This is a genomic window from Kribbella endophytica, from assembly GCF_054781295.1.
The window spans coordinates 2,951,600-2,975,594 of the sequence record NZ_BAAGUR010000001.1; the positions used below are offsets into that span (position 1 = coordinate 2,951,600).

Annotated in this window: 26 protein-coding genes; 19 read left to right on the forward strand and 7 right to left on the reverse strand. The window is 70.5% G+C overall.

Going from position 1 to position 23,995, the window contains the following annotated elements; genetic code table 11:
- The first annotated feature begins 53 nt into the window (after positions 1-53).
- Positions 54-812 (forward strand): HpcH/HpaI aldolase family protein, encoded by a 759-nt coding sequence (locus ACYVIO_RS14105; RefSeq protein ID WP_460651184.1) that lies wholly within the window; start codon positions 54-56, stop codon positions 810-812.
- On the opposite strand, the gene ACYVIO_RS14110 is transcribed toward ACYVIO_RS14105, so the two are convergent.
- Positions 809-1,882: a CobW family GTP-binding protein gene (locus ACYVIO_RS14110; protein ID WP_460651185.1), complete on the reverse strand. Its 1,074-nt coding sequence runs from the start codon at positions 1,880-1,882 to the stop codon at positions 809-811. The two genes, ACYVIO_RS14105 and ACYVIO_RS14110, sit on opposite strands and share 4 nt — an antisense overlap.
- 298 nt (positions 1,883-2,180) lie before the next feature.
- On the opposite strand from ACYVIO_RS14110, the gene ACYVIO_RS14115 reads away from it, so the two are divergent.
- The 8 genes from ACYVIO_RS14115 (at position 2,181) to ACYVIO_RS14150 (ending at position 10,513) form a co-directional block, all read left to right on the forward strand.
- A complete protein-coding gene (locus ACYVIO_RS14115; RefSeq protein ID WP_460651186.1) occupies positions 2,181-3,071 on the forward strand; it encodes an XRE family transcriptional regulator in 891 nt (296 codons plus the stop codon).
- Between the two features lie 122 nt (positions 3,072-3,193).
- A complete protein-coding gene (locus tag ACYVIO_RS14120) occupies positions 3,194-4,930 on the forward strand; it encodes a proprotein convertase P-domain-containing protein (RefSeq protein ID WP_460651187.1) in 1,737 nt (578 codons plus the stop codon).
- A 193-nt stretch (positions 4,931-5,123) separates the two neighbouring features.
- Entirely contained in the window at positions 5,124-6,335 is a 1,212-nt protein-coding gene (locus ACYVIO_RS14125) for a GNAT family N-acetyltransferase (RefSeq protein ID WP_460651188.1), read from the forward strand.
- 20 nt (positions 6,336-6,355) lie between these two features.
- Positions 6,356-7,066: a DUF4129 domain-containing protein gene (locus ACYVIO_RS14130; protein ID WP_460651189.1), complete on the forward strand. Its 711-nt coding sequence runs from the start codon at positions 6,356-6,358 to the stop codon at positions 7,064-7,066.
- Positions 7,063-7,656, forward strand: a complete 594-nt coding sequence (locus tag ACYVIO_RS14135; protein WP_460651190.1) for a hypothetical protein — start codon at positions 7,063-7,065, stop codon at positions 7,654-7,656. Before ACYVIO_RS14130 ends, ACYVIO_RS14135 begins: the two co-directional genes overlap by 4 nt.
- 6 nt (positions 7,657-7,662) lie before the next feature.
- The gene (locus tag ACYVIO_RS14140) at positions 7,663-8,673 is read left to right on the forward strand and encodes an AAA family ATPase (RefSeq protein ID WP_460651191.1); all 1,011 of its coding nucleotides are present in this window, start codon (positions 7,663-7,665) and stop codon (positions 8,671-8,673) included.
- Positions 8,670-9,971: a DUF58 domain-containing protein gene (locus ACYVIO_RS14145; RefSeq protein ID WP_460651192.1), complete on the forward strand. Its 1,302-nt coding sequence runs from the start codon at positions 8,670-8,672 to the stop codon at positions 9,969-9,971. Before ACYVIO_RS14140 ends, ACYVIO_RS14145 begins: the two co-directional genes overlap by 4 nt.
- A complete protein-coding gene (locus ACYVIO_RS14150) occupies positions 9,968-10,513 on the forward strand; it encodes a hypothetical protein (RefSeq protein WP_460651193.1) in 546 nt (181 codons plus the stop codon). Before ACYVIO_RS14145 ends, ACYVIO_RS14150 begins: the two co-directional genes overlap by 4 nt.
- Here the strand turns inward: ACYVIO_RS14150 and ACYVIO_RS14155 are convergent.
- A complete protein-coding gene (locus ACYVIO_RS14155; RefSeq protein WP_460651194.1) occupies positions 10,510-11,043 on the reverse strand; it encodes a TetR/AcrR family transcriptional regulator in 534 nt (177 codons plus the stop codon). The genes ACYVIO_RS14150 and ACYVIO_RS14155 overlap by 4 nt on opposite strands.
- Positions 11,044-11,109: 66 nt before the next feature.
- On the opposite strand from ACYVIO_RS14155, the gene ACYVIO_RS14160 reads away from it, so the two are divergent.
- The gene (locus ACYVIO_RS14160; RefSeq protein ID WP_460651195.1) at positions 11,110-12,510 is read left to right on the forward strand and encodes an MFS transporter; all 1,401 of its coding nucleotides are present in this window, start codon (positions 11,110-11,112) and stop codon (positions 12,508-12,510) included.
- Between the two features lie 71 nt (positions 12,511-12,581).
- On the forward strand, positions 12,582-12,908 hold the full coding sequence (locus tag ACYVIO_RS14165) for an MmcQ/YjbR family DNA-binding protein (protein WP_460651196.1): 327 nt from the start codon (positions 12,582-12,584) through the stop codon (positions 12,906-12,908).
- On the opposite strand, the gene ACYVIO_RS14170 is transcribed toward ACYVIO_RS14165, so the two are convergent.
- Entirely contained in the window at positions 12,905-14,452 is a 1,548-nt protein-coding gene (locus ACYVIO_RS14170; protein ID WP_460651197.1) for a peptidase M16 family protein, read from the reverse strand. The two genes, ACYVIO_RS14165 and ACYVIO_RS14170, sit on opposite strands and share 4 nt — an antisense overlap.
- A gap of 125 nt (positions 14,453-14,577) precedes the next feature.
- Between ACYVIO_RS14170 and ACYVIO_RS14175 the strand changes: the two genes are divergently transcribed.
- A complete protein-coding gene (locus ACYVIO_RS14175) occupies positions 14,578-16,269 on the forward strand; it encodes a DUF885 domain-containing protein (protein ID WP_460651198.1) in 1,692 nt (563 codons plus the stop codon).
- Between the two features lie 20 nt (positions 16,270-16,289).
- Entirely contained in the window at positions 16,290-17,501 is a 1,212-nt protein-coding gene (locus ACYVIO_RS14180) for a Maf family nucleotide pyrophosphatase (RefSeq protein WP_460651199.1), read from the forward strand.
- A gap of 13 nt (positions 17,502-17,514) precedes the next feature.
- Here the strand turns inward: ACYVIO_RS14180 and ACYVIO_RS14185 are convergent, their stop codons facing one another.
- Positions 17,515-17,871: a hypothetical protein gene (locus ACYVIO_RS14185; RefSeq protein ID WP_460651200.1), complete on the reverse strand. Its 357-nt coding sequence runs from the start codon at positions 17,869-17,871 to the stop codon at positions 17,515-17,517.
- A gap of 76 nt (positions 17,872-17,947) precedes the next feature.
- Between ACYVIO_RS14185 and ACYVIO_RS14190 the strand changes: the two genes are divergently transcribed.
- From ACYVIO_RS14190 to ACYVIO_RS14205, 4 genes are read left to right on the forward strand one after another with little or no spacing between them, the layout of a single operon-like run.
- On the forward strand, positions 17,948-18,343 hold the full coding sequence (locus ACYVIO_RS14190) for a hypothetical protein (protein WP_460651201.1): 396 nt from the start codon (positions 17,948-17,950) through the stop codon (positions 18,341-18,343).
- On the forward strand, positions 18,340-18,654 hold the full coding sequence (locus ACYVIO_RS14195; RefSeq protein ID WP_460651202.1) for a hypothetical protein: 315 nt from the start codon (positions 18,340-18,342) through the stop codon (positions 18,652-18,654). Before ACYVIO_RS14190 ends, ACYVIO_RS14195 begins: the two co-directional genes overlap by 4 nt.
- The gene (locus tag ACYVIO_RS14200; RefSeq protein ID WP_460651203.1) at positions 18,609-19,343 is read left to right on the forward strand and encodes a hypothetical protein; all 735 of its coding nucleotides are present in this window, start codon (positions 18,609-18,611) and stop codon (positions 19,341-19,343) included. Before ACYVIO_RS14195 ends, ACYVIO_RS14200 begins: the two co-directional genes overlap by 46 nt.
- A 54-nt stretch (positions 19,344-19,397) precedes the next feature.
- On the forward strand, positions 19,398-19,658 hold the full coding sequence (locus ACYVIO_RS14205) for a hypothetical protein (protein ID WP_460651204.1): 261 nt from the start codon (positions 19,398-19,400) through the stop codon (positions 19,656-19,658).
- A 163-nt stretch (positions 19,659-19,821) separates the two neighbouring features.
- On the opposite strand, the gene ACYVIO_RS14210 is transcribed toward ACYVIO_RS14205, so the two are convergent.
- The gene (locus ACYVIO_RS14210) at positions 19,822-20,043 is read right to left on the reverse strand and encodes an acyl-CoA carboxylase epsilon subunit (RefSeq protein WP_460651205.1); all 222 of its coding nucleotides are present in this window, start codon (positions 20,041-20,043) and stop codon (positions 19,822-19,824) included.
- A 14-nt stretch (positions 20,044-20,057) separates the two neighbouring features.
- Positions 20,058-21,635: an acyl-CoA carboxylase subunit beta gene (locus ACYVIO_RS14215; RefSeq protein WP_460651206.1), complete on the reverse strand. Its 1,578-nt coding sequence runs from the start codon at positions 21,633-21,635 to the stop codon at positions 20,058-20,060.
- Between the two features lie 89 nt (positions 21,636-21,724).
- On the opposite strand from ACYVIO_RS14215, the gene ACYVIO_RS14220 reads away from it, so the two are divergent.
- Positions 21,725-22,714, forward strand: coding sequence for a hypothetical protein (locus ACYVIO_RS14220; RefSeq protein WP_460651207.1), 990 nt, complete (start codon positions 21,725-21,727; stop codon positions 22,712-22,714).
- A 66-nt stretch (positions 22,715-22,780) separates the two neighbouring features.
- Here ACYVIO_RS14220 and ACYVIO_RS14225 read toward each other — a convergent pair whose 3' ends face one another.
- Entirely contained in the window at positions 22,781-23,263 is a 483-nt protein-coding gene (locus tag ACYVIO_RS14225) for an SCP2 sterol-binding domain-containing protein (protein WP_460651208.1), read from the reverse strand.
- A gap of 66 nt (positions 23,264-23,329) precedes the next feature.
- Between ACYVIO_RS14225 and ACYVIO_RS14230 the strand changes: the two genes are divergently transcribed.
- On the forward strand, positions 23,330-23,968 hold the full coding sequence (locus ACYVIO_RS14230; protein ID WP_460651209.1) for a TetR/AcrR family transcriptional regulator: 639 nt from the start codon (positions 23,330-23,332) through the stop codon (positions 23,966-23,968).
- The last annotated feature ends 27 nt before the right edge of the window (positions 23,969-23,995 follow it).

The following is a 23,995-nucleotide window of genomic DNA, read 5'->3' on the forward strand; positions in this document are numbered from 1 at the left end:
AAGCGGTCGGGCGGTGTGCGGGTTTGTTCGGGTTGATCGGGTAGAACAGCCGGGTGACCAACTTTGCTGCTCGTCTTCGTGCCCGGGAACAACTGGTCGGCTACTGGGTGGTGCTCGACGCGCCGCCGTCGACGGAACGGATCGCCCGGGTCGGGTACGACTACGTGGTGCTGGACGCCCAGCACGGGCTGCTGAGCACGCGTGGGATTCTCGACGGGCTGATGGCGATCGACGCGGCCGGTGGGGCGTCGGTTGGGCTGGTGCGTGTGGAGGCGAACAACGCGACGCCGATCGGGCGGGCGCTCGACGCGGGGGCGACCGGGGTGATCGTGCCGCTGGTGGACAGCGGTGAGGACGCGGCGTACGCCGTACGGGCGGCCAAGTACCCGCCGAGCGGGATCCGGTCGTACGGACCGACCCGCGCGGGGCTGCGGATCGGGCCGGTGCCGGCCGAGTCGGACGCGGCGACCGTCGTACTGGCGATGATCGAGACCGCGTCCGGCCTGGAGAACGTCGAGGAGATCTGCGCGACGCCGGGCCTGGACGGGATCTACGTCGGGCCGTCGGACCTGTGCCTGGCGATCGGCGGGAAGTTCCCGGGTGATCCGGACGTGGCCGACGAGTTCGAGGCCGCGATCAAGCACATCGCCGAGGTCGCCGCGGCCGCGGGTGTTGCCGCCGGCATCCACAACCGCGACGGCGCGACGGCGAAGGCGCGGCTCACCGAGGGGTACACGTACGCGACGGTCTCGTCGGACATCGACCACCTCCACGGCGTCGCCGCGGAGCACCTGGCGGTCGTGAAGGGCTAGAGGACCCCGGCGAAGGGGTCTTCGAGGGACTGCCAGTCGAGGGTGGCCAGTTCGGACTCGGTGAGGAGGCAGGCATCGAGGACGGATTGGAGGCGGGCGGGGTCGAGGCCTACGCCGGTGGCGACCACGGTGCACTCGGCGAGGTGGTTGGTGTCGGACCATTCGCCGAGGGTGCCCAGGGAGGCGCTGTAGCCGGCGGATTCCCAGCGGACTCGTTGGGTGGGGCGGTTGGCCAGCCAGACGACGCCTCGGCTGCGGACCACGCCGTTGACGATGTCCTCCAGGGCGTCGTTGAGGCGGGCCGGGTGGAGTGGGCGGGTCGAGCGCCACAACACCGTCGTGACGCCGTCGCCGCTGGGTTGGAGGCGGTCGCCGTCGGCGAAGTCGCCGGCCCACGCCTCGGCGGCGGTGAAGTCGAAGAGGCCCGTGCGGGCGACCGGAGCGGCCGGTACGCCGGCAGGGTCGGCGGCGACGACCGTCGTCCGCGGGTTGAGGTGGAGCAGGAGGTTCTGCAGACGCTCGGGAGCCTGGCTGCGGTGGGCGTTGACGAGGACGCAGACGTCGGCGTACTCGATCTGCCGTGCGGTCAGCTCGGCGACGTTGCGCCGGTCGGGTGGGCCGAGGGCGAGGCCGCGTTCGTCGAGGAGTTCGTCGCCGGAGAGCTGCTCGACCAGCAGTACGGCGTCGACGACGCAGGTGACGGTGTCGACCTCGATCTCCGGCATCGTCGCGACGAGCGCGCTGGCGAGCGGCCGGGCCTCCATCGCGGGCGGGGTCGCGAGCACGATGTGTTGCCAGTGGCCGCGCGCGACGAGCGTCTCCAGCAGCGGGAGCAGCGACTCGATCAGCTGGCAGGCACCGCAGTCGTCGTCGACGGTGAACTCACCGGCGTCGATCCGGCCGCCGGCGTCGACGACCTGCCAGGTCAGGACGCCGCGGCTGCGCAGCTCGTCCTGGTCCACCACGATCGCCACGGTGGTCGCGTCGACGACGGCGTCCAGGACGGGCCCGCGGAGGGTCGTCGAGAGCCCTACGAGCAAGGACAGCGGGGTCTTCCGGTGGGCGGCCATGACCTGAGTATATGAAAACGGTTTTCATCAGTCTAGAGGCTGACGCGCCAGACTTTCCCGGAAGGGCGGGAAATTTCCGCGGTACGGCGCGGAATCGCGGTCGCCGAGCTGTTAAGTGTTAAGCCGGTCACGCTCAAGCCCGCAGCAGGCCGAGGCTTCCCCGCGCCGCTGGCTGCGGGCTAGCCTCCAGGGGAGAGGCATGGTCGCCGGAGTGAGCAGGCCGCGCCGGGCCCGGGCGGGGCGTGCGTCCGCCGGGCAATGCCCTCGTAGGGCGCGATGGTCGACCTGAGGAGGCACCGTGCCGGATCGGTCGGAGGCGGCGGCGGACGAGTTCGCAGGCGTGCTGCGGGCCGCGATCCGAGCGCGCGGGCTCGGGTTGGAGCGGATCCGCGACCGGCTGCGGGCGCAGGGCGTGACGGTCAGCCTCGCGACGCTCAGCTACTGGCAATCCGGCCGATCGCGGCCCGAGCGACGGGACTCGCTGGTCGCTGTCGCGCTGCTGGAGTCCGTACTGGAGGTCCCGGCCGGCACGCTGTCGTCCTCACTCGGTCCACCGCGCCGGCGTGGTCGCTGGCTGAGCACGGTGCCGTCGTCGGAAGTGGCCGCCTTCTGGGCCGAGCCCGACCCGGTCGAGGACGCGGTCAGCGAGGTCGACATCCGCTGGGACGAGCGGCTGACGCGGATCAGCCAGCACGATCGCGTGTACGTCGGGGCGGAGGGCGGCGAGCTGGCCTACCACTCGCGCCAAGTACTGCGCGCCGAGGCGGACGGCCCGGACCGCTGGGTCGTGATCATGCACCTCGACGAGCACGACCGGCCGCTGCCGGCGATCCGCCCGCTCAGGCACTGCCACCTCGGACGGGTCGTCTCGCGTCCGGCCGACGGGCTGCTGGTCGCGGAGCTGCTGTTCGATCGCCCCCTCCGCAAGGGCGAAACGGTGATCACCGAGCACGAGCTGGTGAACTCCCCGCCGTACCCGCCGGCCGACAACTACGAACGCAAGTTCCGGCTGCCGGTGCGTGAGTACGTTCTCGAGATCTCCTTCGAGCAGCCGCCGGCCTGGTGCGAGCAGTACTCGCAGCTCGACGACGACGCCGAGCAGGCTCGTGCGGTCGACCCCAGCTCCGCCGTCCATGGCGTGGCCCTCAACTTCGGCCCCGGCCGGTACGGCTTCCGCTGGACGTTCTGACCGGCTCAGCTGTGAAGTGTTGAGGCGTTTTGTTAAGTGTGAAAGGGATCTGGGCGATTTCCGTCGCCGTTGTTCGCTCCTAGGGTCGGGCCACCCCTCCCGGATGAACAAGGAGCAAACGCATGAAACGGCGCAGAACGATGATGATCGGTGGATCGGCGGTGGTGGGCCTGATGGCCGGCCTGGTGGCGATCGGTGGGCCGGCGACGGCGGCTCAGCCTTCCCCGGTGGGTCCGCAGCAGGTCAGCCCGCAGCAGGTGTCCGAGCGGTTGCCCAAGGCATCTGATCTGGCCGGGCGGTGGATCGCGGACGACGGGAAGCTGCACGTCGCGGTGACCGGCGCGGCCGCGGCTGACCGGGTTCGGCAGGCGGGCGGTACGCCGAAGCTGGTGGCGCGTAGCCAGCGGCAGCTGGACGAGCTGCTGGCGAAGGTGGACAAGGTCGTGCGGGCCGACCGGCCTGCGGGACTGCAGAGCTGGGGCATCGATCCGGTGTCCAACAAGGTGGTCGTCAAGGTGCGTGGCGCGTACGGCGCGCTGAACGGGCTCGGCGACGGCGTACAGGTCGTTCAGACCAAGAGCGACTTCCGGCAGCAGGCCGGCGACGTCCACCCGGGTGACCCGTGGTGGCCGGGCAGCGAGAGCAACTGCTCGGTCGGGTTCCCGGCGACCGATGCTCAGGGCAACAAGCACTTCCTGACCGCCGGGCACTGCACGAACGATGCGAACCAGGCAGCGTACGGCGCGAGCAGCCAGCAGAACCGGCTCGGGACGTCGAACGTCGGTGGTAGTCGCAGCATCAACGCTCGCGAAGGTGACATGGGCGTCGTCGCGGTGACCGAGGCCGGGTGGAACATCTCGCCGGAGGTGAACACGTGGGGGCAGCCTGCGATCACCGTCACGGGTTCGGCCGAGGCGATCGTGGGAGACACGGTGTGCCACTCGGGGAACACTGCGCCGAAGTTCGAGTGCGGCAAGGTGCGCGCGGTGAACCAGTCGATCGACTACGGCAGCGTGGTGATCGACGGGCTGACCACCACGGACGCGTGCTCGCAGGGTGGTGACTCCGGCGGGGCCTGGCTGCGTGCGGACAAGGCGGTCGGGCTGCACTCCGGTGGTAACTCGAGCTGTGTGTCGAACGACGACAACTCGATCTTCCAGCCGGTCAACGAGGCGCTGGCCAAGTGGAACCTCACGCTGCTCATCGGCGACGGCGGACCGGGCGACCCGGACGACACGCAGGCGCCGACCGCACCGGGCAACGTGCGCTCGACCGGTACGACGAGCAACTCGGTCTCACTCGCCTGGAACGCTGCCAGCGACAACGTCGGGGTCACGGGGTACGACGTCTACAACGGCAGCACACTGGCCACCTCTGTCGCCGGCACCTCGGCGACTGTCAGCGGACTGAGCGCAGACACGGCGTACTCGTTCACCGTGCAGGCGAAGGACGCTGCGGGCAACAAGTCGCCGCAGAGCGCTGCCGCGTCGGCGCGGACGCAGCCGGGGAGCAGTGGGGGCCGGACGTTCAGCAACGGCACCGACTACCCGATCCGCGACTACCAGACCGTCGTCAGCGCGGTCAGCTCGACGGCGACCGGCCGGGCGACCAGTCCGGTCAAGGTGACGGTCGAGGGCAGCCACACCTGCCTGGAGGACCTCAACATCAGCCTGGTCTCGCCGAGCGGCCGCTGGTACTACCTGCAGCGCTACGGCGGCAGCACCTGCCACCCGCTGCCCGCCAGCAAGACCTACTCGGTCCCCACGACGGAGAACGCCCCCGGCACCTGGACCCTCCGCATCGGCGACAACGGCCCGGGTGACACAGGCACGCTGACCAACTGGTCCATCACCCTCTGACCAACCCAACCCCAAGGGGTGGGGGTGGGAGGGCCGGTCGCCCCGGGCCCTGGCGGCTGCGCCGCCGGGCAACCCGGAACCGGCCCTCTGACCATCAGCTGGGTTGGGGTGTCGTGGGGACATGCTCCGGCCTGCCGGCCATCGCTTCTGAAAGTCGGGGGCGGTGGCCGGGTGGTTCTGGTAGGCAGGGGCCATGACGAACGTGATCGGGCGGTACGACGGTGAGTGGGACGAGCTGGTTCGGCTGTTGAACCTCGGCTTTGCTGAGCCTTGGAGCGACGCGCAGCTGGCAGCTGAGCGGAAGATGTGGGAGTCGGCGCGGAGCATCGTGGCGCGGGAGGACAAGGAGCTCACCGGGCACACCACCTCGTTCGGGATGACGATGACGGTGCCGGGCGGGCAGTTGCCGGTGGCGGGGGTGAGCATGGTGTGCGTCAGTCCGACGCACACCCGCCGCGGGATCCTGCGGGAGCTGATGCTGGCCCAGCTGACCGAGCTGCACGCGACCGGGGTCGAGCCGGTCGCCGTACTGACTGCCAGCGAGCCGGTGATCTACGGCCGCTTCGGCTACGGCCTGGGGTCGGACCACCAGAGCATCACCGTGCCGAAGGCGTCCCGCGCGCTGCGCCCGGTCGCGGGGGTCGAGGACGTCAGGATCCGGTACGCCGACCCGGTGGAGGCCCGGCCGCTGACGACGAAGCTCCACAACGACGAGGCGCTCGCCCGGCCTGGGATGTTCCAGCACGACGAGCGGTGGGAGGACTACGCCGGCGGCGAGAACGTCGTGACCGACACGAGCGGCGCCTCACCGCTGCGCTGCGTGCTGGCCTCGGTCGACGGCGAGGTGACCGGGTACGCGTACTTCCGCACCCGCCGTACGACGAAGGGCTTCGTCGACGTCTCCCGGGTGCATGCGCGCGACCTGGCCTCGCACGCGGCGCTCTGGCAGTTCCTGCTGAACCAGGACCTGCTGAGCGAGACGACGTACAAGCAGCTGCCGTCCGACGACCCGCTGCTGGCGCTGCTGGTCGACCCGCGCGCGCCGAAGCCGATCACGGCCGACGGCCTGTGGGTGCGGCTCGCCGAAGTCGGCAAGGCACTCGCTGGACGCACGTACGCCGAGGAGATCGACGTGGTGCTCGGTGTCACCGACGAGTTCCTGCCGTGGAACGCCGGGCAATGGCACCTGGTCGGTGGGCCAGCTGGTGCGACCTGTGAGCAGACGGACCGGCCGGCCGACGTACTGGTCGACGTACGGGAGCTGGGCGCGGTGTACCTCGGTAGGCCGTCGCTGGAGCTGCTGGGAGCGGCTGGACTGGTCGAGGAGCGGACCGCGGGGGCACTTGCTGCAACCTCCAGGGCATTCCTCGGAAAACGCCTACCCTGGCTCGACACAGGCTTCTGATTCGGAGCTACTCTTCCCGGATGCAGCCGACGCGACGCAGTGTGCTGGCAGTGGCTGCTGCCCTCGTCCTGGGGGTTGCGGCCGTTGTGTTGGTGGTGTTCGCGTCGGCCGGCGGCAGTGTGCAGCCGCTGAGCGAGAGCACGCGGACGGCCGCCCCGCGGACTCCGCCGACGTTCAGCGTGACCCAGTCGGTGCCGGAGCAGACGGCCGGCCCGACGCCGTCGCCCAAGGAAGTGAAGCCGGTCGAGTTCCCCGACTGGCTCAAGGCGTTGTGGATGGCCTTGGTGTACGCCGCTGGGGTGCTGCTCGTGCTGTTCCTGCTGCGGCTGGTCTACCGGATCTTGCGGAAGGTGGAGCTGCCGCAGGCCGAGGACAGCGACACGGACTGGGAGCGAGTGAAGGTGGACCGGCTCGCTGAGGCTGTGGAGTCCGGTCTGTCGGCGATGGACTCCGGTACGGCGACCGACGCGGTGATCGCGTGCTGGGTCGCGCTGGAGGAGGCCGCTGCGTCAGCTGGTGTCGCAAGGGAGCCGTCGGAGACGCCGGCCGAGTTCACCGTGCGGGTGCTCGGTGTGGGCGGGATCTCCGAGCCGGAGCTGCTTCGGCTCGGCCAGCTGTACCGGGAGGCGCGCTACTCCACGCACGGCTCCACCGAAGAGGCCCGTACGCAGGCGCGGGCGGCGCTGCTCAGTCTGCGGGTCGAGCTCGCTGCTGCGGTGGCGGCCCGATGAGCACGTGGCCCACCGAGGAGACGACTCCCACCAGCCCACCGCCCGCCCGGCGCCGCCCGGCTGATCGAGCCCGCGCGCTGAACAGGGTCCTGCTGCGGCACCTGTCGATCTGTGTCGTTGCTGCGCTGCTGCTGATCGCGGCCTTCGGGATCGCCGGTACGTCGCCGAGGCCGATGTGGTTCGTCGGACTCGCGCTGGCGATCGGGTTCGTGTCGGTGGCGGTGCGGCTGGTGTTCCCGCAGATCATCGAGACCACGTGGCCGTCGCGGTTCGACGAGAAGTGGGCCGAGCTGCGGAGCCGGAGCAACGACAACCGGACGCAGTTCCTGGCCACCTGGGTGCTGGAGTCCTCGCGGCAGCGGCGGGCCGGTGAGGGGTCGATGACCTTCACCCGGCGGATCCGGCCGATGCTGCTGGAGCTGACCACCGACCGGCTGGTGAACCGGCACGGCATCGACCCGCAGCTGGAGCCGGACCGCGCCCGCGCGCTGGTCGGCGACCAGGTGTGGAACCTGATCACCGGGACCGAGGCGGCGACGGCGTCGTTCGCCGAGCTCGAGCACGCTGTCCAGACCATCGAGAAGCTGTGAGGAACCGTGACTGACTCCGTAGAAGCCCCAGGTGCAGGCCCCGGAGCTGGGCTGACGCCCGACGACGTGTCGGAGCTGAGCCGGCGGGTGCTGGAGCGGGTCGGTGAGGCCGTGGTCGGCAAGGGCGAGGCACTGGAGCTGGTGCTGGCCGGGATCCTGGCCGGTGGCCACGTGCTGCTGGAGGACTACCCGGGCCTCGCGAAGACGCTGGCCGCGCGGTCGTTCGCGCAGGCGCTCGGGCTGGAGTTCCGGCGGGTCCAGTTCACGCCGGACCTGCTGCCCTCCGACGTCACCGGCGCGTTCGTGTACGACCAGAAGAACGGCGAGTTCGTCTTCCGGCCCGGACCGATCTTCACCGGCCTGCTGCTCGCCGACGAGATCAACCGGACGCCTCCGAAGACCCAGGCCGCGCTGCTGGAGTCGATGCAGGAGCACCAGGTCACCGTCGAGGGCGAGACCTTCCCCCTGCCGGTGCCGTTCCACGTGCTGGCCACGGCGAACCCGGTCGAGTACGAGGGCACCTACCCGCTGCCGGAGGCCCAGCTCGACAGGTTCATGCTGCGGATCGGCTTCGGCTACCCCAGCGCCGACGAGGAGTGGCAGGTACTCCAGCGCCGGATGGCACGCCGTCAGGAGGACCAGCACGTCGAGCCGGTCACCGACGCGGCCGGTCTGCTCGCCGCACAGCGTGCTGTCGAGACGGTGACCGTCGACGACACCGTCGGCCGGTACTGCGTGGAGCTGGCCGCCGCTACCCGGCGGGACTCGCAGGTGCTCGTCGGTGCGTCGCCGCGTGGCTCGCTGGCGCTGCTGCTGACCGCCAGGTCGTACGCCGTGATTCAGGGCCGCGACTACGTCGTACCGGAGGACGTGAAGGCTGTGGCCGTGGCTGCGCTCGCCCACCGGATCACTGTGCGGCCGGAGCTGTGGCTGCACGACGTGACCGGTGCGAGCGTCGTACGGGCTGTGCTCGCGCAGGTGCCGGCGCCGCCGACCGTCGTGGGCGCCCGGCAGTGACCTGGCGGCCGACCCACGCGCAGGTCCGGGTGGTCTGCGTGGCCGCCGGACTGCTGGTGGTCGCGGTCGTCGCCCGCCGGCCGGACCTGGCCGTGCTCGGGATGCCGCTGGCCTTCGTCGCGGTCTGGGGACGGTTCTTCCGGCCGCGGACGGTTCCGCAGGTGGCGACCGAGCTGGACGCGGACGTGCTGTTCGAGGGGCAGGCGACGACATACCGGGTGCTGGTGCCGGGCACTGTCGACCCGGACATCGACCTGGTCGTTGCCGCGGTGCCGCGGACGCAGTGGTTCCGGTACGACCCGCCGCAGGCCGCAGTGGCCGAGTCGGCGGCTGACGGGACGGTGTCGGTGGAGGTCGGCGTACGGTCCGAGCGGTGGGGGCTGCGGCGGCTGGAGCGGCCGCAGGTGATCGCCACGTCGGACCTGGGGTCGTACCGGGTGCAGCTGCCGGATGCTGAGGCGCACAGCGTCTCCACGCTGCCGTTGCGGGAGGGCTTCGAGGCTGTTGACGCCGTACCGCGTCCTGCTGGGCTGGTCGGCCTGCACCGGTCGCGGCGGCCGGGTGAGGGCACCGAGCTGTCGGGTGTCCGGCCGTTCCGGACCGGTGACCGGCTGCGGCGGATCAACTGGTCGGTGTCGGCCCGGACGCGTGAGCTGCACGTGACGTCGACCTGGTCGGACCGCGACACCGAGGTCGTCATCCTCCTGGACACCAGCGGTGAGGTCGGGATCAGTGAGGGGATCGACGGGCGGTCCAGCAGCCTGGACACGGCAGTGCGGGCTGCTGCTTCGATTGCCGAGCACTACTTGCGGCACGGCGACCGGGTGCGCTTGGTGGACACCGGTACGGCGGTTGGTGGCGTGCGGGCCGGGAGCGGTCGGGCGCACCTACGGCGGATCCTCGATGTGTTGGTGCATGCGGGTCAGAAGGGGCGCCAGCAGGACGAGCACTCGCTGGCGCGGCGGCACCGGATCCGGTCCGACAGCCTGGTGCTGGTGCTCAGTCCGCTGCTGCGGCCGGCTGTGCTCGGGTACGTGGTGACGCTGGTGCACTCGGGGTGCACGGTGATTGCTGTGGACACGTTGCCTGATGACGTGGCGGACGTGATCGACCTGGACCAGCACGACTCCCAGACGTGGCCGCTGGCGTGGCGCCTTCGTTTGCTGGAGAGGCGTCGGGAGCTGGACCGCCTGGGTGACCTGGGCGTGCCTACCGTGCGCTGGCGGGGTGCGGGCACGCTGGACGAGGTACTGCGGGATGCGGCCCGCGTAGCTGCGGCACCGAGGATGCGCTCATGAGCATCGCGGATCGGTTGACTCGGTGGTTGGGGGAGCTGCGCGCCTTCGGGCGTGGGCCGTTGATTGCTCGGCTGCTGATCGGGCTGGGCGGAGCGATCGCTCTGGCGGTGCCTGCTCTGGAGCCGTGGGATCAGATGGATGCGGTGTGGGTCGCCGGGATCCCTTTGCTGCTGGCCTGCTTGGTGCTGCCCGATTCGGCGGCCGGGTTGCTGTTTTTGGTCGTCGTACTGGCCGGGTGGTTGCTCAGGGCGCCGGGAGACGTGGGCTGGTCAACGGTGCTCACTGCGCTCGGGTTGCTCCTGCTGCACCTGGCGTCGGCGTACGCGGCGCAGTTGCCGTCGTACGCGAAGGTCGGGCCGCGGTCCCTGCGCAGGTGGTTGCTTCCGGCAAGTATTGCCGCGCTGCTCGCGCCGCTGGTCGCGGTCGGGGGAGCTGTCGTGCGCGGTGCTGACGTGCCGGGCTCACTGGTCGTCACCGTCGCCGCGCTGGCGGCCGCGACGGCGGCGGTCTGGTTCGCCTCCGGTCAGTCGGTGAACGACTAGAGGTTCTCCAGCAGGTCGGTCGCCCAGTTGCAGGCGACCGGGTTCGGGCCGACGACCTGCATGGCGGCCATCACCGTCAGCAGCATGCCGGTCGCCATGAACTCGCGGGTCTCCTCGGGCGTCGCGCCGGTGAGGTCGCGGACGGTCCGGTAGATCTGGCCGAAGCGCTCGCGGGACGCCTTGCCGATCGCCGGCTCGGCGCTCGCGGCGAACCCGTGCAGCAGCACGACCAGCAGCTCCCGCCTCTCGAGCAGCTGGTTGAACGCGTCCCCGAGCGACGCGAGGTCGGCCTGCTTCTCGGCGGCCGCGCGGAAGGCCTGCTCGATCTGGTCGCAGACCCGCTCCAGCGTCGCCAGGAACAGCTGCTGCTTGGTGCCGAACAGCCGGATCACGTACGGCTGCGAGACGCCCGCGAGCCGGGCGATCTCGTCGGTCTTCGTCCCGGCGTACCCGGACTCGCCGAACGCGATGATCGCTGCCTCCAGCACCTCTTCGCCGCGCTCGGCCGCGGTCAGCCTGGTTCTGGTCATGGTTGCAATGTTATCAGTCAATGCATACAGTGCTTGTTATCAGTCGATAACAACTAAGGATGCGCTATGACATCGACCGTCCTCGAGCCCGAGGTCCGAGCGACCCGCTCGCTCGGCACCGTGCTGGCCGTGGTGGGCATTCCCGTCTTCATGGTCACGCTCGACAACCTGGTGGTCACCACGGCGCTGCCGGTGATCAAGCACGACCTGGGCGCCTCGCTGACCGACCTGCAGTGGTTCGTGAACGCCTACACGCTGTCCTTCGCCGCGCTCCTGCTGACCGCCTCGGCGATCGGGGACCGGCTCGGCCGCCGGCGGATCTTCCTGGCCGGACTGGCTCTGTTCACGGTCGCGTCGGCGGCCTGCGCGCTCGCGACCGAGCCGTGGATGCTGATCGGTGCCCGCGCGATCCAGGGCGTCGGTGCGGCCGCGGTGATGCCGTTGTCGCTCACGTTGCTGTCGGCCGCCGTACCGGCTGACAAGCGGAGCGCCGCGATCGGGATCTGGGGTGGGATCTCCGGGCTCGGCGTCGCGGTCGGGCCGGTGGTGGGCGGCGCGGTAGTCGACGGTCTCAACTGGCAGTGGATCTTCTGGCTGAACGTGCCGATCGGCGTACTCGCGCTGCCGTTCGTTGCGCGGGTGCTGACCGAGTCGTACGGCGGTAGCCGGCGGTTCGACGTGGTCGGGCTGGTGCTGTCGGCGGCCGGTCTGCTGGGCGTCGTCTGGGGTGTTGTGCACGGAGCTGACGACGGGTGGACGTCCGCACCGGTGCTCGGCGGGCTCGTCGGTGGCGTTGCTCTGCTGATCGCGTTCCTGGTGTGGGAAAGCCGGTCGCCGGCGCCGATGCTGCCGCTGCGGCTGTTCCGGATCCGGGCGATCAGCGTGGTGAACGCGACGTCGTTCACGTTCTCGCTGGGGGTGTTCGGGGCGGTGTTCCTGCTGGCGCAGTTCTTCCAGGTCGTGCAGGGGTACTCGCCGCTGGACTCGGGGCTGCGGACGCTGCCGTGGACGGCGGCGCCGATGGTGGTCGCGCCGATCGCCGGTCTGATCGTGGATCGGGTTGGTGCGCGGGTGCTGATCGCAAGTGGTCAGGCGCTGCTCGCCGTGGCGCTCGGGTGGATGGCTGTGGTGACGACGGTCGACGTCACGTACGGCTCGTACGTCGTACCGTTCTTGCTGGCCGGGGTCGGGATGGGACTGACCTTCGCGCCGACCGCGAGCGTGGTGATGGGGGCTGCGGCGGAGAACGACCGGGGCGTTGCGTCGGGGACGAACAACACGGTCCGCGAGGTCGGCGTGGCGATGGGGGTCGCGGTGCTGGCGTCGGTGTTCGCCTCGGCTGGTGGGTACGAGTCGCCCGCTCAGTTCGTTGACGGCCTGGTCCCGGCGGTCTGGGTCGGCGCCGCGGTGGTCGCTGTCGGTGCTTTCGTTGCCCTGCTCATCCCGGGACCGAGCAAGACCCGCTGAGTGTCCCCGACGTACGGCAGGATGGTCCCCTCGCAGTGCGAGGGGACTGTTCTGCTTGGGAGGACTGCAGGGTGCTGAGTGCGGATGATGTTCGTCGGGTTGCTTTGTCGTTGCCGGGGACGGTGGAGAAGCAGCGGTGGAACCATCCGACGTTCGACGTCGGTGGGCGGATGTTTCTGACCGTGCCGGACGATCAGACGTCGTTCGCGGTGCGGTGTCCTCGGCTGGAGCGGGACGAGTTGATCGCGGCTGAGCCGGAGAAGTTCTGGGTGCCGCCGCACGAGGCCGGTTCGGCGTGGGTCCGGGCTCGGCTGTCGGCGCTGGAGGGCACCGACGAGCTGTACGACATCGTGCTCGACTCCTGGAAGCAGACCGCGCCGGACGGGCTGGAGGCCTAGTCCTCCTCGCCCTTGAAGCGGGACTCCTTGAACCACAGGGACTGGTCGATTCGGCGCTCCAGCTCGGCGACCACCTTCTTGCCGCCGCGGTAGAGGTCCCCGGAGACCGGGAACACGCACCCGTCCGCCCCGAACACCACCGTCGTACCGTCGCCGGCCCGCATCACCCCAGCGACGTCGTCCCACGGCAGGTGGTGCACGCCGTCCTCGTCCCGGACCGCCAGCTCGTCCGGCGCCAGGACGAGCGTCATCTCCCGCGCCTCCCGCATGAACAGGCGCGCCACCCGCGGCGGCCGGAACTCCTCCCCAGCAGCCAGTTCCCCGCCGACCGGGCAGAGCGGCACCTCGGTGAACCCGTGCTTGGTCCACTGCTCGACCGCATCCTCCGCGGCGTACCCGATCGCGGTCGGCAGGGCAGCACGCAGTACGGCGGCCAGGTCGTCCGGTCGCACAGCCCGCACCTGCTCAGGGTCGAGCGGCTCGCCCACCGGCTCGTCGAACATCTCCCGGCGCAGCACAGCGAACTCGGTGCTCAGCTCGGCGTCGCTGGTCGCGAGTTGCTCCTCGAACCGGTCCAGCGCGAACCGGAGCTCCTCCTCCGACGGGCCGTTCGCTGCCAGGTCGGTGAGCGCCTCGACCACAGCCAGCGAGACCGCCTCCTCGGTGCCCTCGCGCGCCTCGGCGTACAGGACCCAGTCGGTCGTGCCGTCGGGCTGCTGCACGGAGTCGTAGTCGACGACGTAGCTGTGGCCGCCCGCGTGCCGGGCGCTCTCCTCGATGCGCTGCTGCAGCACGTCGGTCGCCAGCGAGGCGATCCGGGCCGCGTCACCGTCGGGTAGCGAGAGCAGTACGGCGGCACCGGGGATGCCGTAGCCGACGACCGACGGGCCGGGGAACCGCCGGGCGGGGTAGTGCCCGTGCCGCGGCCGGGTGCCGGCCTGCGGCCTGGCGGCCTCGGCGCTCACCGACTCAGCGCCAGCGGGCTGCGCGTCGGCCCACTCAGCACTGGCGGGCAGGGGCAGCTTCAGGTCGGCCGGGATCGGCCCGGTGATCTGCAGGACGGCGTTGTCGGCGGTGAACCACTGGCGGGCGAAGGCGTTCACGTGCTCGGCGGTGATCCCGTCCGGACCAGGCCCGTCGAGCCAGTCGAGTCCGGCGCCGCGGGCGCCGTACCGGACGTAGTAGAGCAGCGCGGCCATCGGGTGAGTTACCCAGCCGTCCTCAGCAGCCAGTACGCCGGCCTCCACCTCCAGCCGCTCGACCGGTGGAGCGGAAAGCGCCGCGCAGACCCCGGTCAAGAATTCGCCGACGCGTTCCGGCGTACCGGACGCCACGAAGCTGGTGACGGTCGTGGAGACCGTGGCGTCGATCTGGATCGGCAGGCGGCGGACCGTGCTCATCACCAGGTGCTCCAGCGCGTGCGCGACGCCGACCGTGGGCAGTGTCTCGTCGCGGGCGCCGACGGCGAAGGTGAGGGTGGCATCGGTGGTGGACTGCGGCTCCTGGTGGTGCAGCAGACGAACACCGTCGAGGTACTGAGGCATCGGACGTCCTGTCGGAAGAGGAAGTGCTGAGGCTACCGACAGGTCACCGCGGAGTCGGTGGGAGAGCGCGGGGTGGCGGGGGAAATGGGCGGGATCGGCGGAGCGGGGGCAGGTAGGGTCGTGGCGTGACGGACGCGACCACACCGAACAGCCCGATCGACCAGGTTTCCGAGCGGTTCCTCGAGCAGTACCTCGAGCTGATGCCGACCGCGGCGACCTTCATGGGAGTCGAGGGCCACGACCACGAACTGCCGGACTTCTCGCCGAACGGGTTCGAGGGCCTGCTCGAGCTGCACCGCCGGGCCCTGGCCGAGGCGCGCGCGATCGCGCCGGGTAGCCCGCGCGAGGAGGTCGCCCAGGACGCGTTCGTGGAACGGCTCGGGCTCGAGGTGGAGAACCTCGAGGCCGGCGTACCGCAGGCGCAGCTGAACGCGCTGACCTCGATCCCGGCCGAGATCCGCCAGGTGTTCGACCTGATGCCGACCGCGTCGGAGTCGGACTGGGAGCGGATCGCGATCCGGCTCAACCAGGTCGGTACGGCGCTCGACGGATACCGCGACACCGTGCTCGAGCAGGCCGGCCAGGGCCGCGTGTCCGCCGTACGGCAGCTGAACGACCTGGCCACCCGGATCGCCAGCTGGACCGGCGCCGAGGGCGACGACTTCTTCGCCGGCCTGGCCGCACGGGCGCCGGAAGGACCGGTGAAGGCGTCGGTCGAGGCCGCGGCCGCGTCGGCGCGCAAGGCGTACGACCAGTTCGGGCAGTGGGTGACCGCCGAGGTGGTGCCGCAGGGCCGGGCCCGGGACGCGGTCGGCCGGGAGATCTACGAGCTTGCCTCGCGCAACTTCCTCGGTGCGGCCGTCGACCTCGACGAGACCTACGCCTGGGGCTGGCAGGAGCTGGCGCGGATCGACGCCGAGATGCAGACCATCGCGGCCTCGCTGAACGGCGGCGATCGCAGCATCAACGCGGCCGCCGAGCTGCTCGACAACGACCCGGCGCGCAAGATCCACGGCAAGGAGGCGTTCCGGGACTGGATGCAGCAGCTCGCCGACGCCGCCGTCAACGAGCTGGCCGGCGAGCACTTCGACATCCCGGACGCGATCAAGAAGATCGAGTGCATGATCGCGCCGACCTCCGACGGGTCGATCTACTACACGGGGCCGAGTGAGGACCTCACCACGCGCCCGGGCCGGATGTGGTGGGCGGTGCCGAACGGCATCGAGGACTTCGCCACGTGGCGTGAGGTGACCACGGTCTACCACGAGGGCGTGCCGGGCCATCACCTGCAGGTCGCGCAGACGATGCTGCGCGGCGAGACGCTGAACCGCTGGCAGCGGATCGGCTGCTGGGTCTCCGGGCACGGCGAGGGCTGGGCCCTGTACGCCGAGCGGCTGATGGAAGAGCTCGGGTACCTGGAGGAGCCGGGCGCCCGGCTCGGGATGCTCGACGCGCAAGGCTTCCGGGCCGCGCGGGTGATCGTTGACATCGGCATGCACCTGGAGCTGGAGATCCCGCGGGACAACCCGCTCGGGTTCCGGCCGGGGGAGCGGTGGAACGCGGAGCTCGGGTTCGAGTTCCTGCGGGCGTACTCGCGGATGGAGACCGAGTTCCTGCGCTCGGAGCTGAACCGGTACCTCGGGTGGCCGGGGCAGGCGCCGTCGTACAAGGTGGGTGAGCGGATCTGGCTGCAGGCCCGCGAGGAGGTCCGCGCGCGGCGCGGCGCCTCGTTCGACCTGCGCAGCTTCCACCGGGAGGCCCTCGACCTCGGCTCGATCGGGCTCGACCCGCTGCGTCGCGCCCTCGCCCGCCTGTGAGCGCGAACACGGGGGATCAGGTGACGCAGAGTTCGGTAGCTCCGCGGCCGCGGTTCGTGCTGGCCTCGCAGTCGCCGGCGCGGTTGAAGACGCTGCGCAACGCGGGCGTCGAGCCGGAGGTCATCGTCTCGGGCGTCGACGAGGACAACGTCACCGCCGAGAACCCTGGGGAACTGGCACGGCTCCTTGCGTGCTTGAAGGCACGGGCTGTTGTCGCGACGCTGGACGACCACGCGACGGTGCTCGGCTGCGACTCGGTGCTGGAGATCGACGGTGTTGCCTACGGCAAGCCCGGTACGCCGGAGATCGCGCGCGAACGCCTGCGGATGATGCGCGGGCGGAGCGGCGTACTGCACACCGGGCACTGCCTCTTCGACACCAACAGCAAGCAGGAACTCCGCGAGCTGGCGTCCACCAAGGTCTTCTTCGCCGACCTCACCGACGCGGAGATCGACGCGTACGTCGCGACCGGCGAGCCGTTGGTTGTTGCCGGTTCCTTCACCGTCGACGGCATCGGCGGGCCTTTCGTCACGGGCATCGAGGGCGACTACCACAACGTCGTCGGCCTCTCGCTGCCGTTGCTCCGCCGCATGCTGGCGGACGTAGGCATCCCATGGCCGTCCCTGTGGCAGGCCCCCCACTTCGCGTACGACGAAGCAGAAGCCGCGATCTACGACGAAACCCGCGGAGGGGAGAGCCGAGCGAAGGCCGCGGCTCAGGCGGTCCACCAGCTGTTGCCTGCGGACACTTCCCGCGTACTCGAACTTGCTGTAGGGACTGGGTTTGTCGGGGCGGAGCTTGTTGCTCTTGGCAATCTTGTGCACGGGGTGGATCTGTCGCCGGCGATGTTGAAGCATGCTCGGTACCGGTTGCCGGGGCATGTGGCGGCGGCTGATGCGGCGCGGTTGCCGGTGGCGGATCGGCGGTGTGATGCGGTGGTGGCGATCTGGCTGCTGCATCTGCTGGACGACACCGAAGGGGTGATTGCCGAGGCGGCGCGGGTGCTGCGGCCGGGCGGGGTGTTCATCACCACGACGGAGAAGTCCGACGCGAGCCGGTACGCCGCTGGGCGGTCGCCTAAGGAGACTCGCTCCGGCGACGCGCTGTCCCACCTGGTCGCGCGGGGCGCCGAGCACGGGTTGGTGCTCGACGGCGCGACAACCTTCGAGGGTCCGGCTCACGGTGGTCCCGCCGCGCCGGTCTATCCGTTGGTGCGCTTCCGCAAGCTGTAGAGGGCCAGTTCGTTCACTTGATGCCGGCCTTGGCGTCCAGGAGTTGCAGGAGTTCGTGTGCTGCGAGCTCCACGTCCTTGTGGCGCCATTCTGCTGCGCGGTAGACGCAGGCGATCAGACCGGTCCGGTGCACGCGGCGGAAGTCGCCGTACACAAAGGCGTGCCGGGCCTTGGTCTCGTCGTTGGCGCCGTCGGTCAGCCCGAGATGCCAGGCGCCGTACTCGTCCCAACCGTGCCCGTTCAGATAGTCGTTCTGCGCCTCGGCATCCGGCTGCGACTGACCCCAGTCGCTGTCCAGCACGTACTGCCGCCCGTCGATCAACTTCCGCGCGTACTCGACCGCCGCAGGGTTCACCTCGTACTTGGCCATATCCCCAGTGTTGACGGGTGAGCGTTTGCGCGCCACCTGGTGGCCGTTGACCGTGCGGAGGTGGAATCCTGCTCGCATGCGATTCGACGAGTTCTCCGCCGAGCGGGCCAAGGTCGTCGGCGTGGCGGACGACGTACCCGCGTTCAAGGCCGGAGTGGAGCGGTTGCGTGGGCTGGCGGCGACGGTGGACGACGATCCGGCGAAGGCCCAGCGGTACCTGGAGGCCACCGAACGCATGTTGCTGGAGCTGATCGCGCCGCAGAGCGAGACGGTGGACCTGGCGTTCGAAGCGATGCTGCGGGCCAGGCAGGTTCCCGCCGGTACGGCGGTGGAGCAGTGCGCCCACGTCGAGGCCGGGATCGCCGAGATCGCCAGGATCGCGTCCGCGGCGCCGACCGATGGTGAGCGGGACGCCGCGTTGGAGATGAACGCGGCGCTGCTCAGAGTGCTGGAGCGGATCGAGCGGCGGTGATACGCCGCGATCCGGCCAGCGAGGTCCCCGACTTCGACGGCCTGTGGGATCGCATCGCGGCCGACGTGATCAGCTACCAGCGCGCCGAGGCGTCTCTGTGGAACGGCCGGGTCGACTACCTGCCGGCCGATCGCGAGCACTCCGTCAGAGGCCAGGCCACCGCGGACGGACGGTTGCTGCTCAGCCGTCCGCTGGTCGTCGAGCCGCTGCAACGCCTGTACGCCGAGGGCCCGCGGGCGTTGGCCGACCCGAAGTTCGCGCAGCTGTGCTGGCGGGTCTCAAGACCGCCGCTCACGAGTTCGGGCACCTGACCGCACCGGGCGACTGGACCCTGGCGGACCGGATCCGCGACCTCGACCGCGAGGAGCAGGACCCTGCGGAGGAGGGCTTCATCGAGGCGCTCACGCAGGTGGAGCTGCCCGGAATGGTCAGCCGGGTCCTGCCGGCTGAGCTCGCCGTACCGATGGCTCGTGCTGTCGAGGCCGGGCCGAAGGCGCTGCCGTCCTATCCGGGCTGGACGAGTGCGACCGGCATGTTCGCCGCGGAGCTCGCGGCGGAGTTCGAGGGCCTGCGAGCTGTCGACGTACTGCGTGCCGGTGCGCGCGAATCGGCGTCCCGCCGGCCGGACGCGCTGGCGGGGTTGATCATCGCCCAGACCCAGTTGCCCGAGCTGTTGCAGGACCCTCGACGCGCGGCCGCCCTCCGCGCGGACCTGGGCCGCGCCATCGGAGCGGACTTCGCGCGACTCGGAGACATTCCGACCGCCCGCTCGGCCGGGGCGCAACGCGGCCAGGAGGTCGCCACGGGAGCGATCGAGAAGGTCCGCACCGGGGAGCGGTTCTTCGCCCAGATGGCGGACGTCGGCGGCCTCGTGTTCGACCGCGGCATCGCACCCGCGACAGGCCCCGCGCCCGTAGTGGACGCTGCCCCTGGCCAGGACCAGCCGAGGCCGGCCGATCGCTCACGCGGGCCCAGGGACGAACCCGGCGGCCGGAGCTGAAGCGGGCGACCCACGAGTGGCCGGTACGACGGGTGCTCAGACCTCGTCGTCGAAATGGATCCGAATGCGCCGCGGCCTGAGCTCCGCCCCGAGGAGGAGCCGGAAGCCTTCCAGCCGCTGCCGGCGAACTCGTCCGGACTCAGCCCGAACGACCACAGGCTGTCCGAAGCAATCGCCTCCAGCGCGGGCGTCACGTCGTACTCGAGTGTGCAGCTCAGCTGGCTGATCGCGTCCGCCGTACTGATGAACTGCCGGGTGAAGTCCAGCGCGAAGTGCCGGCCGGCGTCGTCGCCGAAGTCGACCACGCCGTACTGAACGAGCAGCCCGTCGCCGTCGTCCTCCGGGCCGAGAACGCCCTTGGCCGGGACGGCGCCGAAGCCGAGGAACGCCTTCCACACAAGGCGGATGGACGGCTGGGAGAGATCGACGCCTCCGGCGAGCAGTTGCTGCCGGAGCGCCTTCGCCGAGTGCTTCGGAGTCACGGGTGGGCGCTGGCGCGCCACCTGTTGGGGCCTGCGTGGAGGGGGCGTTTGGCGTGGCGCCAGTACGTTGCCCAGTCGCTGGCTCGTTCGGGGTCGGCGGGGGCCGGTACGGCGGCGGCGCGGGCGGCGACCACGGCGACGAGGGCGGCGAGTTCCTCGGGGGTGGGGTCGCCCTTCACCACGCGGAGGACCGGGGCTTCGGCTGGGGTGTCGGTCATGGAAGGGGCTCCCGTCACAGGGGGATGTTGCCGTGCTTCTTCGGGGGCAGCGTGTCGCGCTTGGTGCGCAGCAGACGCAGGGCGCGGACGATCTCGGCGCGGGTCTCGCTCGGCTTGATGACCGCGTCGATGTAGCCGCGTTCGGCGGCGATGTACGGGTTGGCGAGGTGGTCCTCGTACTCCGTGATCAGCTGCTGGCGGCGGGTCTCGACGTCCTCGGCGGCGGCGAGCTCGCGGCGGTGCAGGATGTTGACGGCGCCCTGCGCGCCCATCACCGCGATCTGCGCGGTCGGCCAGGCGATGTTCATGTCGGCGCCGAGGTGCTTGGAGCCCATCACGTCGTACGCGCCGCCGTACGCCTTGCGGGTGATCACGGTGATCATCGGGACGGTCGCCTCGGCGTACGCGTAGATCAGCTTGGCGCCGCGGCGAATGATGCCGTTCCACTCCTGGTCGGTGCCGGGCAGGAAGCCGGGCACGTCGACGAAGGTCAGGATCGGCACGTTGAACGCGTCGCAGGTGCGGACGAACCGGGCCGCCTTCTCGGAGGCGTCGATGTCGAGCGTGCCGGCGTACTGCATCGGCTGGTTCGCGACCACGCCGACCGGGCGGCCCTCGACCCGGCCGAAGCCGACGATGATGTTCGGCGCGAACAGCGTCTGCACCTCGAGGAAGTCGCCGTCGTCGACGACGGTCTCGATCACCGTGTGCATGTCGTACGGCTGGTTCGGCGAGTCCGGGACGAGCGTGTCGAGCGCCGCGTCGAGGTCGTTCACCTCCAGGTCGGCCGGGGCGTCGTACACCGGCGGGTCCTCGAGGTTGTTCTGCGGCAGGTGCGAGACCAGGGCCTTCACCCAGTCGATCGCATCCTCCTCGTCGCTGCCCAGGTAGTGCGCGTTGCCGGACTTGGTGTTGTGCGTCCGGGCGCCGCCGAGCTCCTCCTGGGTGACGTCCTCGCCGGTGACGGTCTTGATCACGTCCGGGCCGGTGATGAACATGTACGACGACTCGTCCACCATCACGGTGAAGTCCGTGACGGCCGGCGAGTAGACCGCGCCGCCGGCGCACGGGCCCATGATCAGCGAGATCTGCGGGATCACCCCGGACGCGCGGACGTTGCGGCGGAAGATCTCGCCGTACAGGCCGAGCGAGACCACGCCCTCCTGGATCCGGGCGCCGCCGGAGTCGTTGATGCCGATCAGCGGGCAGCCGATCTTCATCGCCAGGTCCATCACCTTGACGATCTTCTCGCCGAACACCTCACCCAGCGAGCCGCCGAAGACGGTGAAGTCCTGCGCGAACACGCACACCTGGCGGCCGTCGATGGTGCCGAACCCGGTCACCACGCCGTCGCCGTACGGGCGGTTCGCGTCCAGCCCGAACGACGTCGACCGGTGCCGGGCGAACTCGTCGAGCTCGGAGAACGACCCCTCGTCCAGCAGCAGCGCGATCCGCTCCCGCGCGGTCTTCTTGCCCCGCGCGTGCTGCTTCTCCACCGCGCGCTCGGACCCGGCGTGCACGGCCTCGTCCAGCCGCTGCTCCAGGTCCGCGAGCTTCCCGGCGGTGGTGTGGACGTTCACGGTCTCTCCCATAGTCGGGCAGCCTAACTGGCTAGTAGCACTTTGGCCTGTGACCTCTGCCGCAGCGCAGCGCTGAACCGGTCCGACGCTAGGTTTCCGCCGTGGCTGACGAAGCGGTCGACAACCTGATCGTCCTGATGAACCGAGCCGTCGTCGAGCACACCGGTGGTGTCCCGTCGGTGTACGGACGGGAGGTGCTGGAGGTCACGCCGGAGCTGCGGGCGGCGATCGAACCGATCGCCGACAACCTCGACGTCCCAGCCAGGCTCGCACCGAACCTGCGGGCCGTGCTCGCCCACCGCGATGGGCGAGTGGTCGACGAACGCCAGTACCTGCACGAGCAGCTGACGACGCTGGTGGCGACGTGCGCGGGCGCGTTGGAGCCCGACGACCGGCTGCCGGGCACGCCCGAGTCCCCGGAGCGCGACAGGCTGGCGGCAGCGGTCAACAAGGCCTACGCACTCGAGGCCACACCCGCGCTGGTGCCGAAGATCATCGAGAACGGCCGGCCCGACGACCTGGGGACGTTCAGGTGGCGTGTTCCGGAAGGCGACGTGGTCGCCGCGCGGGCGATGGCAGTGGCGATCGGCGCGCGGACCGGGCGGCAGTACCCGGACGTGCTGACCGCAATGGCGGCCGCGGGGAAGGGCGGTGCGGCTCCGGCGGCTGCCGAGATGCTGCTGAACAAGCAGGGGACGGCGTACGGGAGTCTGCCGCAGCCGGAGAAGGACGCGCTGCTGACGCAGGTCGCTCGTGGGCTGGAGACCGGGTTCGCCCAGCGTGATCTGCGCGGGGCGGCGAGCCGGGAGTTGACCACGGTGGTGGAGGCGCGGCAGATCGACGTACGGGGTGGGGTGACGCCGGTTGATCAGGCGAGCGCTGGTGCTGCCGCGGAGGTTCGGTCGCTGCACGATTTTCTGGACAGGCTTCCGGAGTGGCACGCCGTTCAGCGGGCGGTGGGGGGTGATCCGGCGGTTCCGCCGTTGACTGCTGTTACCCGTTCGGGCGGCGGGGGGTCGCTCAGCCGGTCGGGGGGAAGGTGGGGGGAGCAAGGGAAGGAAAGGACCGACAGGGGGGAGGGGCGGGGATAGGTGTTGTGCGCCTGGCGGGGGTGACTACTTGCTAGGCGAACGGCGGTGCTGACTGCTTGTACGGCGTTAGTGGGGGCCTACGGCGAAGATCTTGGTGAGGCGGGCGGCCAACGCCAGGTCGCCTCGGACTGAGAGGCGTTGTTTGAGGACGGCGGTGACGGGGTCCTCGTTGCCGGTGACGATCTTCAGCAGGGTGGCTGGGTCCGTGCGGACGGAGATCTGGGCCGGGCCGGTGTGACCGGGCAGCAGTTCGCAGCGGCCGTCGGTGATCTGGATGTGGTACTCGTCGACGCCCTCGCCGTGCACGCCGCCAGCCGCACCCGTGATCTGCCAGGTGACGACCGCGTCGAAGCCGCTGGCCCGGGCCGGCCGGAGGTACTCCGGCATCCGGCGAAAGATCTCGCGCAACGCGACCTCTCGCACACCCCCGATGAGTCGATGCCGAAGCTCCCGTTCCGACGTCCGGTCCACCAGCCGGGCCAGCTCGCCCAGTTCGAGCCCTGACCAGTCGCGGGACTCCAACCAGTGCGCACCACCACGCTCGGTCAAGCAGACCTCCCCGTGGCAGTTCCTACTAGACCGTAGGAATTTCCTACGACCTGGTAGGTTTGTCAAGTGGTCAGCCCCGACGAGCCGGTTGCGGAACCTCGCCGCCGGGCCGCGCACCTCGGTCCGGAACGCCGGCGGCCGATGATCCTCGAGGCCGCCCTGGGCGTCTTCTCCGAGCGCGGTTACGCCGGTACGACGATGCAGTCGGTCGCCGACGCGGCCGGAGTCACCAAGCCGGTCGTCTACGCCTCGTTCGCCAACCGCGACGAGCTGCTGCTGGCGCTGCTGGCCCGCGAGGAGCAGCACCTGGTCCTCTCGATCATGGCCGCGCTGCCCGCCGATCCGACCGTCGGGACGCCGCAGGACCACGTCCTCGAAGGCCTGACCGCGTTCCTGGAGACCGCGGCGAAGAATCCCCAGTCCTGGCGGATCGTCTTCGGAGCCCAGTACGGCGCGGCGCCGGCCGTCGCAGACCGGGTCCGGGCGGCGCGCGCGTTCCTCGTCGAGGGCCTGCGGCTGACCCTGGTGCAATCGTTGCCGGGTGTCACCGCGCCGGACGCGAACCTGCCCGTCCTGGCCGAGATGCTCGCCTCGATGACCGAGTCCTGCGCCCGGATGCTCGTCGTCGACGGCACCGACCGCACGCCGGCCGAGCTGGCCCAGGTGGTCTCCCAGGTCGTCGGCGGCGGCTTCGGTTCTGTCTGAGCTGTCCGTCGTGCCACCATCACGCTC